The sequence below is a fragment of the Streptomyces sp. NBC_01257 genome (assembly GCF_035917255.1).
Taxonomy (GTDB): domain Bacteria; phylum Actinomycetota; class Actinomycetes; order Streptomycetales; family Streptomycetaceae; genus Streptomyces.
Genome location: NZ_CP108472.1, coordinates 6,274,678 through 6,286,960, shown reverse-complemented (window position 1 = coordinate 6,286,960; position 12,283 = coordinate 6,274,678). Strand labels below are relative to the sequence as shown.

Sequence of the window (12,283 nt, the reverse complement as noted above, 5' to 3'; positions counted from 1 at the left end):
GCGAACGGACCTCGTTCGGAGTTCACGATCAGGGTTGGGGTCTCCCCTGCTCAGTGGGGCATCCCCGGCTCGAACGAAGTCGAGAGCCTGGGGAAGAAGTTGAGAGCTCGGGGAAGGATGGGACCGCGCAGTGCGGGGCTACGAACGCCAGGAGAGCCACCGAGCTGAAGACGACCATCTCTCGCGGTTCGAAGCCGAGATGGACCGGCTGAAGACCGACCGGGAGAAGGCCGTCCAGCACGCCGAGGACCTCGGTTACCAGGTCGAGGTCTTGCGCGCCAAGCTGCACGAGGCCCGGCGCAGTCTGGCGACCCGTCCCGCCTACGACAGCGCGGACATCGGCTACCAGGCGGAGCAGCTGCTCCGCAATGCCCAGGTCCAGGCCGACCAGTTGCGCAACGACGCCGAGCGCGAGCTGCGCGACGCCCGTGCGCAGACGCAGCGGATCCTTCAGGAGCACGCCGAGCACCAGGCGCGGCTGCAGGCCGAGCTGCACAACGAGGCGGTGCAGCGGCGCCAGCGGCTCGACCAGGAGCTGGCCGAGCGCCGCCAGACCGTCGAGTCCCATGTCAACGAGAACGTGGCGTGGGCCGAGCAGCTGCGGGCCAGGACCGAGTCCCAGGCCCGCCGGCTGCTGGAGGAGTCCCGCACCGAGGCCGAGCAGGCGCTGGGCGCCGCCCGTGCCGAGGCCGCCCGGCTGGCCGACGAGACGCGCCAGCGCCTGGGGTCCGAGGCCGAGTCGGCCCGTTCCGAGGCCGAGTCGATCCTGCTGCGTGCCCGCAAGGACGCCGAGCGGCTGCTGAACGCCGCGTCCAGCCAGGCGCAGGAGGCCACCACCCACGCCGAGCAGCTGCGGACGTCGACGACGGCCGAGACCGAGCAGACCCGGCAGCAGACCGCCGAGCTGAACCGGACCGCCGAGCAGCGCATGCAGGAGGCCGAGACGCAGCTGCGCGAGGCCCGCTTGGAGGCGGAGAAGGTCCTCTCGGAGGCCAAGGAGGCCGCGGTCAAGCGGCTGGCCGGCGCCGAGTCGCAGAACGAGCAGCGCACCCGTACGGCCAAGTCGGAGATCGCCCGGCTGGTCGGCGAGGCCACCAAGGACGCCGAGTCGCTGAAGGCGGAGGCCGAGCAGGCGCTCGCCGACGCCCGCGCCGAGGCCGACCGGCTCCGTTCCGAGGCGGCCGACACCGCGCGCACCGCCGCGGCCGAGGACGCCGCGGCCCAGCTCGCCAAGGCGGCCCGGGCCGCCGAGGAGGTGCTGACCAAGGCGTCCGACGACGCGAAGTCGACCACCCGGGCCGCGGGCGAGGAGGCCGACCGGATCCGCCGCGAGGCGGAGGCCGAGGCGGACCGGCTGCGCGGCGAGGCCGCCGAGCAGGCCGACCAGCTCAAGGGCGCGGCCAAGGACGACACCAAGGAGTACCGGGCCAAGACGGTCGAGCTGCAGGAGGAGGCGCGCAGGCTGCGCGGCGAGGCCGAGCAGCTGCGTTCCGAGGCGGTCGCCGAGGGCGAGCGGATCCGCGGCGAGGCCCGCCGGGAGGCCCTCCAGCAGATCGAGGAGGGCGCGAAGACCGCCGAGGAGCTGCTGGCCAAGGCCAAGGCGGACGCGGAGGAGCTGCGCGGCGCCGCGGGCACCGACAGCGAGCGGGTCCGCAGCGAGGCGGCCGAGCGCGCCGCGGCGCTGAAGAAGCAGGCGGAGGAGGCCCTGGAGCGGGCCCGCGCCGAGGCCGAGCAGCTGCGCACCGAGGCCGAGGAGCTGGCGGGGTCGACGACGTCCGCCGCCGAGCAGGCCGCGACGGAGCTGCGCGAGGAGACCGAGCGCGCGGTCGCGGCCCGGCGGACGGAGGCGGCCGACGAGCTGACCCGGCTGCACACCGAGGCCGAGACCCGGGTGGCCACCGCCGAGCAGACGCTGGGCGAGGCCCGCTCCGACGCGGAGCGCGTCCGGCGCGAGACGAACGAGGAGTCCGAGCGGCTGCGCGCCGAGGCCGCCGAGCGGCTGCGGACGCTCCAGGAGCAGTCCGAGGCCGAGGCCCAGCGGCTGCGCGACGAGGCCGCGGCCGATGCCTCGCGGTCCCGTGCGGAGGGCGAGTCCGTCGCCGTGCGGCTGCGCGGTGAGGCGGCGGCCGAGGCCGAGCGGCTGAAGTCCGAGGCGCAGGAGAGTGCCGACCGGGTGCGGTCGGAGGCGGCCGCCGCCGCCGAACGCGTGGGCGCGGAGGCCGCCGAGGCGCTGGCCGCCGCCCAGGAGGAGGCGAACCGGCGCCGCCGCGAGGCGGAGGAGACCCTCGACGCGGCGCGTACCGAGGCGAACCAGGAGCGCGAGCGGGCCCGCGAGCAGAGCGAGGAGCTCCTCGCCTCCGCCCGCAAGCGGGTCGAGGAGGCGCAGGCCGAGGCCCAGCGCCTGGTCGAGGAGGCGGACGCCCGGGCGACCGAGATGGTCGCCGCGGCCGAGCAGACCGCCCAGCAGGTGCGGGATTCGGTCAGCGGACTGCAGGAGCAGGCCGAGGCGGAGATCGCCGGGATGCGCTCCACCGCCGAGCATGTCGCGGAGCGGACGAGGTCCGAGGCTCAGGAGGAGGCGGACCGGGTCCGCGCCGACGCCTATGCGGAGCGGGAGCGGGCCGGCGAGGACGCCGCCCGGGTCCGCCGGGAGGCGAAGGAGGAGACCGAGGCCGCGAAGGCGATGGCCGAGCGGACCGTCTCCGACGCGATCACGGAGTCGGAGCGGCTGCGCGCCGACACCGCGGAGTACAGCCAGCGGATGCGTACCGAGGCGTCCGACGCCCTGGCGTCGGCCGAGCAGGACGCGTCGCGCAGCCGGGCGGAGGCCCGGGAGGACGCCAACCGGATGCGTGTCGACGCGGCGTCCCAGGCGGACCGGCTGGTGTCCGAGGCGACCGGCGAGGCCGAGCGCATCGGTACGGAGGCGGCGCAGCAGGCGGCCCGGCTCGGTGACGAGGCGGCGGGCGAGGCGGAGCGGCTGCGGGCCGAGGCGGCGGCGACCGTCGGTTCCGCGCAGGAGCACGCGGCGCGTACCCGCGAGGAGTCGGAGCGGCTGCGCGCCGACGCCGAGGCGGCGGCCGAGCAGATGCGGGCCGAGGCGCGCGAGGAGTCGGACCGGCTGGTGGACGAGGCGCGCGAGTCGGCGTCGAAGCGCCGGGCCGATGCGGCCGAGCAGGCGGACCAGCTGATCAACAAGGCCCAGGAGGAGGCGCTGCGCGCCGCCACCGAGGCCGAGGAGCAGGCCGACACCATGGTCGGGGCGGCCCGTAAGGAGGCCGTGCGGATCACCTCCGAGGCGACGGTCGAGGGCAACTCCCTGGTGGAGCGGGCCCGGACGGACGCGGACGAGCTGCTGGTCGGCGCGCGCCGGGACGCCACCCAGATCCGGGAGCGGGCCGAGGAGCTCAGGACCCGGGCGGAGGCCGAGGTCCAGGAGCTGCACGACCGGGCCCGGCGCGAGACCGCCGAGCAGGTCAAGACGGTCGGCGAGCGCGTGGACAACCTGATGAAGGCGGCGACCGAACAGCGCGAGGAGGCCGCGGCGAAGGCCAAGGACCTGCTGGCGGACGCCAACTCGGAGGCGAGCAAGGTCCGGATCGCCGCCGTGAAGCGGGCCGAGTCGCTGCTGAAGGAGGCCGAGCAGAAGAAGGCCACCCTGGTGCGCGAGGCCGAGAAGCTCCGGGCCGACGCGGAGGCCGAGGCGAAGCAGACGGTGGCCGACGGCCGGCGCGAGCTCGATGTCCTGGTGCGCCGCCGCGAGGACATCAACACGGAGATCTCCCGTGTCCAGGACGTCCTGGAGGCGTTGGAGTCTTTCGAGACCCCCGGAGCCGGCGGTAAGGGAGCGGGTGCCGGTCCGCCCGGCAACGTCAAGGCCACTGCGGCTGCGGGCACTCGTTCGAGTGGCAAGCCGTCGGATGGGTAGTCATCCGGCGGTCTCCCGTGGTTCGGCAAGGACGTTCAGCCCTCCGAGTGGCAAGGGTTACGGGGGTTAGCCACTCAAAAGGGGTGTCATTCTCCAGATCAAACCTGCATCTGCTCGATGACACGCCGTTCTGGCCCCTAGGATTCCCCCTATCACCTCACCGGTCTCACTTCGACAGGAACCCCATGAGTGACCCTTCCTCCCCCTTCGGCTTCGAGCTCGTGCGGCGTGGTTACGACCGCGGTCAGGTGGATGACCGCATTACCAAGCTCGTCGCCGACCGTGATAGTGCTCTCGCCCGCATCACGTCTCTGGAAAAGCGCATCGAGGAACTCCACCTCGAAACGCAGAACGCCCAGGCCCAGGTGAACGACGCGGAGCCGTCGTACGCGGGTCTCGGCGCGCGCGTGGAGAAGATCCTCCGCCTTGCCGAGGAGGAGGCCAAGGACCTGCGCGAGGAGGCCCGTCGCGCCGCCGAGCAGCACCGCGAGCTCGCCGAGTCCGCCGCCCAGCAGGTGCGCAACGACGCCGAGACCTTCGCCGCCGAGCGCAAGGCCAAGGCGGAGGACGACGGTGTCCGCATCGTCGAGAAGGCCCAGGGTGAGGCCACCACGCTGCGCTCGGACGCGCAGAAGGACGCCGCCCAGAAGCGCGAGGAGGCCGACGCCCTCTTCGAGGAGACCCGCGCCAAGGCCGCCCAGGCCGCCGCGGACTTCGAGACCAACCTGGCCAAGCGCCGCGACCAGTCGGAGCGCGACCTCGCGTCCCGTCAGGCCAAGGCCGAGAAGCGTCTGGCCGAGATCGAGCACCGCGCCGAGCAGCTCCGCCTGGAGGCCGAGAAGCTCCGCACGGACGCCGAGCGCCGCGCCCGTCAGACGGTCGAGACCGCTCAGCGCCAGGCCGAGGACATCGTGGCCGACGCCAACGCGAAGGCCGACCGGATCCGCAGCGAGTCGGAGCGCGAGCTGGCGGCGCTCACCAACCGCCGCGACTCGATCAACGCCCAGCTCACCAACGTCCGCGAGATGCTGGCGACGCTGACCGGCGCCGCGGTGGCCGCGGCCGGCACCCCCGCCGACGAGGAGCCCGTCTCCCGCGGCGTCCCGGCCCAGCAGACCCGCTGAAGCCCGGGAACGACACCGTCGTCATCCCTGCGCGCCCGGTTCCGCCTTTGTGGTGGCGCCGGGCGCGCGGTCGTTCTAGCGTGAGCGCATGATCGAGCTTGATGGCCTCACCAAGCGCTTCGGCAACAAGACTGCCGTCGACCAGTTGTCGTGCCGGATCCGGCCGGGGATGGTGACGGGTTTTCTGGGACCCAACGGGGCGGGCAAGTCCACCACGATGCGGATGATGCTCGATCTCGACAACCCCACCAGCGGAACGGTGCGCATCGACGGCAAGCACTACCGCGAACTGTCGGAACCCCTGAAGTACATCGGTGCGCTGCTGGACGCGAAGTCGATGCACGGCGGCCGCAGCGCGTACAACAACCTCCTCTGTCTCGCCCAGAGCAACCGGATCCCGGAGAGCCGGGTGGCCGAGGTGCTCGACACCGTCGGTCTGACCGCGGTGGCGAAGAAGAAGTCCAAGGGGTTCTCCCTCGGCATGGGTCAGCGCCTGGGCATCGCGTCGGCGCTGCTCGGTGACCCCGAGATCCTGATGTTCGACGAACCCGTCAACGGACTGGACCCCGAGGGAATCCACTGGATCCGCAACCTGATGAAGGCGCTCGCCGCGGAAGGCCGGACGATCTTCGTCTCCTCGCACCTGATGAGTGAGATGGCGCTGACCGCGGACCATCTGATCGTGATCGGACAGGGCCGGCTGCTCGCCGACACCTCGATGGCCGACTTCATCCACCAGAACTCCCGCAGTTACGTACGGCTGCGCTCCCCGCAGCAGGAGCGGCTGCGCGACGTGCTGCACGCCGAGGGCATCGTCGCGGTCGAGTCGGGCAACGGCACGCTGGAGATCGACGGCGCCACCACCGAGGACCTGGGCGAGCTCGCCGCCCGGCACACGATCGTGCTGCACGAGCTGAGCTCCCAGCGGGCCTCGCTGGAGGAGGCGTTCATGCAGATGACGGCGGACTCGGTGGAGTACCACGCACACTCCGAGCGGGGGGCGGAACCGCCGCCGGTCGGGCCGCACTGGGGCGACCAGTGGAACCAGCCGCCGGGCGGCTCCCCCGGTCCCGGGGCTTCCGGCGGTTCCGGCACCGGACAGGGGGTGTGACGACGATGGCTTCGGTACCCGCGGTCCTGACCTCCGAATGGACCAAGATCCGCACGGTCTCCTCCACGACGTGGACGCTGATCTGCGCGTTCGCCGTCACCGTCGCGATGAGCGCCGCGCTCTGCGCGGTGATGAACGCCCAGTTCGACGACCTCTCCGACGCGGAGCGGGCGACCTTCGACCCGACGTTCATCAGCTTCTCGGGAATGATCCTCGGCCAGCTGGCGATGGTGGTCTTCGGTGTCCTGGTGGTCGGTACGGAGTACAGCTCCGGCATGATCCGCACCTCGCTCGCGGCGGTGCCGCAGCGCGCCACCTTCCTCTTCAGCAAGATGCTGGTCGCCGGTGTGCTGGCGCTGGTGGTCGGTCTGATCACCAGCTTCGTCTCGTTCTTCCTCGGCCAGGCCCTGCTGGGCGACCACAGCATCGGCATCGGCGAGGACAACGTGCTGCGGGCCGTCGTCGGCGCCGGTCTCTACATGGGGCTGATCGCGGTCTTCTCCATGGGGGTGGCGGCGATGCTCCGCAGCTCCATGCTGTCGCTCGGCATCCTGATGCCGTTCTTCTTCCTGGTGTCGCAGATCCTGTCGGCCGTGCCGGGCGCCAAGAGCGTCGCCCAGTACTTCCCCGACCAGGCCGGTTCCAAGATCATGCAGGTGGTGCCCGACGCGATGGACAGCGATCCGGCTCCTTACGGCCCGTGGGCCGGGCTGCTGATCATGGTCGCCTGGGTGGCGGCCTCGGTGATCGGCGGCTTCCTCCTCCTCAAGAAGCGCGACGCCTGACCGGGTGCCGTGGACCGCCCGGTCCACGGCACCCGTCCACCGCGCCGACAGGACTCGCCCGGGCCACGACTTGGCCGGAACCGTCAAGGCCTGGATATCCTCCTCACTCATACGGGGGGCGTACGGCCCGACGGCCTGTGCCCCGACGACAGATAAGTCGATGGGGCTGGAGCATGATCGAGGCAGTCGGCCTGACCAAGCGCTATGGCGCGAAGACAGCCGTGTACAACCTTTCCTTCCAGGTGCGGCCCGGCGCCGTCACCGGGTTCCTCGGTCCCAACGGGTCGGGCAAGTCGACCACGATGCGGATGATCCTCGGCCTGGACCGGCCGACGGCCGGCCGGGTGACCGTCGGCGGCCACGATTTCCGCAGCCTGCCGAACGCACCGCGCCAGGTGGGCGCGCTGCTCGACGCCAAGGCCGTGCACGGCGGGCGCAGCGCCCGCAACCACCTGCTCTCACTGGCCCAGCTCGCCGGCATCCCGGCCGCGAGGGTCGACGAGGTGCTCGGGGTCGTCGGCCTCCAGGACGTCGCGCGGAAGCGGTCCAGGGGCTTCTCGCTGGGCATGGGGCAGCGCCTGGGGATCGCGGCCGCCCTGCTGGGCGACCCGCAGGTGCTGCTCTTCGACGAGCCGGTCAACGGCCTCGACCCGGAGGGCATCCTCTGGGTCCGCAACCTGATGAAGATGCTGGCGTCCGAGGGACGCACGGTCTTCGTCTCCAGCCATCTGATGAGCGAGATGGCCCTCACCGCCGACCATCTGATCGTGATCGGCCGCGGCCAGCTGATGGCCGACATGAGCATCACCGACTTCATCTCGGCCAACTCGGCCGACTTCGCCCGGATCCGGGTCCCGGACGACGGGCCCGAGCAGCGCGAGAAGCTCACCGCCACGCTCACCGAGGCGGGCGGCCAGGTCATGTCGGAGCCGGACGGGGCCCTGCGGGTCACCGGGCTGCGGCTGCCCCGGATCAGCGATCTGGCCCACGAGGCGGACGTCCGGCTCTGGGAGCTCTCGCCGCACCAGGCCTCGCTGGAGGAGGCGTACATGCGGATGACGCAGGGCGCCGTGGACTACCGCTCGACGGCGGACCAGGTGGCCCATCTGCAGGCCCCGCCGCCGCCCGGCGGCTACGGGCTGCAGCCCGCGGGGTACGCCCCGCCGCAGCAGAGTGCCCCGGAGGTGCCGCAGCAGGGCTGGTACGCCCCGCCGCCGCCCGGACAGAACCCGTACGCGGGCACCCCGGCACCCGCGGCCCCGGCAGTGGCCCCGGCCGCTCCCCCGGCCCCCGCCGCCGCTCCCGCCCCGGCGGCGCCCGCCGCGGCCCCGGCAGACCTGACCAAGCGCGACACCAGCGAGGACCCCCGATGACGACGCCGCCCACGCCGCCGACGCCGCAGGCGCCGTACCAGCAGCAGGCGTACCAGCAGCCCCCCGCTCCCCAGGGTCACGGGCCGGGCCCGCTGACCGGCTACTACACCTCGCCGATCCCGGTGCGCCCCGCCACCCTCGGCGATGCCATCGCCTCGGAGTGGACCAAGATCCGCTCCGTGCGCTCCACGATGTGGACGCTCGGCGTCATGATCGTGCTGCTGCTCGTCATCGGGGTGCTCTCGGCGGTCGCCGTCAGCGCGTCGGACTCCGACATGAGCGGCACCCCGGTGCTCAGCCTCGGCTTCTTCGGCGTGCTCCTGGGCTCGATCTGCGTGATCACGCTCGGCGTGATGACCATCGCGTCCGAGTACGGCACCGGCATGATCCGTACGACGCTGACCGCCTGCCCGAGCCGGGCGCGGGTGTTCGGCGCGAAGGCCATCGTCTTCTTCCTGCTGACCTTCGTCCTGACCACGGTGATGACCACGGTCGTCGCCCTGATCCAGACGTCCATCCTGGACGGCGAGGCGCCCACCGGGGCGGAGTGGCTGAAGGGCACCGTAGGCGTCGGCCTCTACATCGCGACGCTGGGGCTGCTCTCGCTGGCGGTCGGCGCGCTGATCCGGCACTCGGCCGGGGCGATCACGATCATGATCGGCGTGGTGCTGCTGCCGCTCGTGCTGGCCATCTTCATGTTCGCCAGCTCGCTGTCGTGGCTCCAGGACTGGCTGCTGCAGTACTCGATCCCCAACCAGCTCAGCATCTTCTACGACAACTCGGTCAGCTCGTCCGGCGGCCCGTCCGGCTGGGACCCGTTGTGGATCATGCTCGGTCTCACCGCCGTGGCGATGGGCGGCGCCTACCTGGTGATGAACCACCGCGACGTCTGACCCCGGCGGCCTGCCCGGGGCCGTTCAGTACCGAGGCGCGTTCCTGGACCGCTGCACCCGTGTGGTGCGGCGGTCCTTCGCGTTCCAGCACGCCTTGTGCCAGTGCCGGCGGTCGTCGATCCCGCCGTACTCGGACCAGGCCACCAGATGCGGGACGCCGGAGGGGATCTCCTGGTCGCAGCCGGGGCACCGGTAACGCTTGCCCGCCGCGCTCGCGCCGCTGACGGGGCGGACCGACCACTCCTCGCCCTGCCACTGCTCCGCGCGCCCGCCGCCGCCGTACCGGTCCCCCTCCACGCTCGCGCTGTCGGTGGGACTCTCGCCGCCTCGGGGGCGGTTGCGGCGCGGGGACACGTGACACCTCACGGGGCAGGCTGGGCAGTTCCCGTCCAGCGTAGGGCCATCCGGCCGGGGTACACGTCCCGCACCGCCCGTCGCGGGCCCCGGGACGGGACGGGTTAGCGGAAAATCGCAACAACTTCCCGTCGGACCGTGCCTTTGGCACGTGTCAGACGTTGTTGCCAGTAGGGGAGAGCCGCGTCGGCCGCAAGGAGGTAATTGGCGATGCGTGTGGGAACGTTCGTACTGGCAGCCCAGTTTCCGGGCCAGGGGCCGGGGGAAGCGCTGCACCGCGCGATCCGGTCCGCCGAGGTCGCGGAGGAGTCGGGCCTCGACTCGGTCTGGCTGGCCGAACATCATTTCGTGCCGTACGGGGTGTGCCCGTCCGCCGTGACGCTGGCCGCATTGCTGCTCGGCCGCACGCGCAGGATCCGTGTCGGCACGGCGGTGAGCGTGCTGCCGACGCAGCATCCCGTCGCCCTCGGCGAGCAGGCCGCGCTGCTCCACCTCACCAGCGGCGGCCGGTTCACCCTGGGCGTCGGCCGGGGCGGCCCGTGGATCGACCTGGAGGTGTTCGGCGGCGGCCTGGAGGCGTACGAGAAGGGCTTCCCCGAGTCCCTGGGGCTGCTCCTCGACTGGCTGCGCGAGGCCAGGGTGGCGGGCACCGGGGAGCGCTACGGCTTCCGCGAGGTGGCGGTGGTCCCCCGAGCCGACGAACTGCTCGGCGGGGAGAGCGGCGAGACTCCCGGCGGCCCCGAGGTGATCGTCGCGTGCACCTCGCCGAAGAGCGTGAAACTCGCCGCCGAGAACGGCTTGCCGATGCTGCTCGGAATGCACTGCGGGGACGAGGAGAAGGCCGAGATGATCGCTCTCTGGCGCTCCTGCGCGCTCGCCGCGGGCCGTTCGCCGGAGAGTGTCCGGCAGGCCGGGCACGTCTCCGCCGGGGTCGCGCAGATCGCGGACCGCACCGAGGACGCCCGGGAGACGCTCGTGAAGGCGATGCCCGGCTGGCTGCGGCAGGGACTCGACGCCCATGTGACGGTCGACGGCCGGCACCGGGTGATGCGCGACCCGGTCGGCTATACGGAGCTGCTGTGCGACCTTCACCCGGTGGGCCCGCCCCGGCTCGCGGCCGACCGTCTCGCGGCAACGGCGGAGCGCACGGGCATCACCCGCTTCGCGCTCCTGGTGGAGGGTTCCGGAGATCTCGTCGCCACGGAGGAGAACGTAGCGCGGCTCGGCACCGAGGTACTGCCGCTCCTGGAATGAACCACGCGAACCGGTTTCACGGTGTACGCGTCTCACGGTGTACGCGCGGGAGCTGCCGCCCCGGACCAGTTGCACCTCCCGCGGCCCGGAGCGGCAGCAGAAGCGTTCAGCAGTCCCGTAGTTCGGGCGACTGGTTGAGCAACTGGCCCCTCACCGAGGTGAACTTGGCCAGTCGGTCGTCGACCGAGGCGTCCAGCGGGAACACCGCGACGCGGTGGCAGTTCTGGAATGCCAGGCGCACCCCGAAGTGCCGCTGGAGCGCGCCGCGTATCGCATCACTCGCGAGCGCGCGCAGCAGCTGACCACGTGCCTGCTCGGTGGGCGGCGGCGTCTGGTTGTCGGCGAACTCCCCGCCGTCGACCTTCAGCTGAGCGACCAACGAGCTGATCATCTCCCATGCGTAGGGCAGGGAGGTCCGGACGCAGTCGACGAAGTCGGCTTCGTCGACCTCGCCTCGCTCGGCCTGTTCCAACAGCGCCGGTGAGACGTCGAGCGACATGGGTTCTCCTCTCGCGACCCCGACGGACAGCCGGGGCCTTACGGGCAGGGAAGGAGGACGGCGACGCAGCGTGCACACACGGCGACCTCCTGCATCCACGTTAAGGGCGCAGTCCGGGCCGCACCAGGAGAATGGGAACACAACCGGCCAATAACGAAGGGGTTCAAAGAGGGGCAAGCCAGAAAGCGACACTCAGGGGCGGGGATGGAGTGACGGGTGGGTGAATCGCGTCGAGCACCCGTCGTCGAGTAGCGTTGCCGACCATGCGTCTCGTCATCGCCCGCTGCTCCGTGGACTACGCGGGCCGGCTCACGGCCCACCTGCCCTCCGCTCCCCGTCTGATCCTGGTGAAGGCGGACGGGAGCGTGTCGATTCACGCCGACGACAGGGCGTACAAACCGCTCAACTGGATGTCGCCGCCCTGCACCCTGAAGGAGGGCACCGGTGACACCGAAGGTGTCTGGACCGTGGTGAACAAGGCGGGCGAAAAACTGATCATCACCATGGAGGAAATCCTCCATGACTCGTCCCACGAGCTGGGTGTCGACCCGGGCCTGATCAAGGACGGCGTGGAGGCGCACCTCCAGGAACTGCTCGCCGACCGGATCGAGACACTGGGCGAGGGATACACCCTCATCCGCCGCGAGTACTTCACCGCGATCGGCCCCGTCGACATCCTGTGCCGTGACGCCGACGGACAGACCGTGGCCGTCGAGCTCAAGCGGCGCGGCGACATCGACGGTGTGGAGCAGCTGACCCGCTATCTGGAACTGCTCAACCGCGACCCCCATCTCGCCCCCGTGAAGGGCATCTTCGCCGCCCAGGAGATCAAGCCGCAGGCCCGCGTGCTGGCGACGGACCGGGGCATCGGCTGTGTGGTCCTCGACTACGACGCGATGCGTGGCATCGAGGACGACAAACTCCGACTGTTCTGACCCACTCGGTTCACGCCGGACGGCCGG

10 protein-coding genes are annotated in these 12,283 nt (G+C 71.7%); 8 read left to right on the top strand and 2 right to left on the bottom strand.

Translation table 11 applies throughout. From position 1 onward, the window contains the following. Positions 1 to 130 precede the first annotated feature (130 nt). The 6 genes from scy to OG408_RS27515 all read left to right on the top strand — a co-directional run bounded on the left by scy (position 131) and on the right by OG408_RS27515 (position 9,214). Complete coding sequence (gene scy / locus OG408_RS27540) at positions 131 to 3,928, top strand: polarized growth protein Scy (protein WP_266782961.1); 3,798 nt, start codon at positions 131 to 133, stop codon at positions 3,926 to 3,928. Positions 3,929 to 4,113: 185 nt separating this feature from the next. Then, complete coding sequence (locus OG408_RS27535) at positions 4,114 to 5,052, top strand: cellulose-binding protein (RefSeq protein ID WP_266782959.1); 939 nt, start codon at positions 4,114 to 4,116, stop codon at positions 5,050 to 5,052. Between the two features lie 88 nt (positions 5,053 to 5,140). Then, positions 5,141 to 6,163 (top strand): ABC transporter ATP-binding protein, encoded by a 1,023-nt coding sequence (locus OG408_RS27530; RefSeq protein WP_266782957.1) that lies wholly within the window; start codon positions 5,141 to 5,143, stop codon positions 6,161 to 6,163. Positions 6,164 to 6,168: 5 nt separating this feature from the next. Next, positions 6,169 to 6,948 (top strand): ABC transporter permease subunit, encoded by a 780-nt coding sequence (locus tag OG408_RS27525; RefSeq protein ID WP_266782955.1) that lies wholly within the window; start codon positions 6,169 to 6,171, stop codon positions 6,946 to 6,948. 173 nt (positions 6,949 to 7,121) lie between these two features. After that, a complete protein-coding gene (locus tag OG408_RS27520; protein WP_266782953.1) occupies positions 7,122 to 8,321 on the top strand; it encodes an ATP-binding cassette domain-containing protein in 1,200 nt (399 codons plus the stop codon). Beyond that, positions 8,318 to 9,214 (top strand): ABC transporter permease, encoded by an 897-nt coding sequence (locus OG408_RS27515; protein WP_266782951.1) that lies wholly within the window; start codon positions 8,318 to 8,320, stop codon positions 9,212 to 9,214. The genes OG408_RS27520 and OG408_RS27515 overlap by 4 nt, the downstream gene beginning before the upstream one ends. Positions 9,215 to 9,238: 24 nt before the next feature. On the opposite strand, the gene OG408_RS27510 is transcribed toward OG408_RS27515, so the two are convergent. Beyond that, a complete protein-coding gene (locus tag OG408_RS27510) occupies positions 9,239 to 9,568 on the bottom strand; it encodes an ATP/GTP-binding protein (RefSeq protein ID WP_326672519.1) in 330 nt (109 codons plus the stop codon). Between the two features lie 210 nt (positions 9,569 to 9,778). Here OG408_RS27510 and OG408_RS27505 point away from each other — a divergent pair, with 210 nt between their 5' ends. Next, a complete protein-coding gene (locus OG408_RS27505; protein ID WP_266782947.1) occupies positions 9,779 to 10,822 on the top strand; it encodes an LLM class flavin-dependent oxidoreductase in 1,044 nt (347 codons plus the stop codon). Between the two features lie 106 nt (positions 10,823 to 10,928). Here the strand turns inward: OG408_RS27505 and OG408_RS27500 are convergent, their stop codons facing one another. Then, the gene (locus OG408_RS27500; RefSeq protein WP_266782945.1) at positions 10,929 to 11,321 is read right to left on the bottom strand and encodes an SCO5389 family protein; all 393 of its coding nucleotides are present in this window, start codon (positions 11,319 to 11,321) and stop codon (positions 10,929 to 10,931) included. A gap of 263 nt (positions 11,322 to 11,584) precedes the next feature. Between OG408_RS27500 and nucS the strand changes: the two genes are divergently transcribed. Beyond that, positions 11,585 to 12,256 (top strand): endonuclease NucS, encoded by a 672-nt coding sequence (gene nucS, locus OG408_RS27495; RefSeq protein ID WP_266782943.1) that lies wholly within the window; start codon positions 11,585 to 11,587, stop codon positions 12,254 to 12,256. Positions 12,257 to 12,283: the final 27 nt, after the last annotated feature.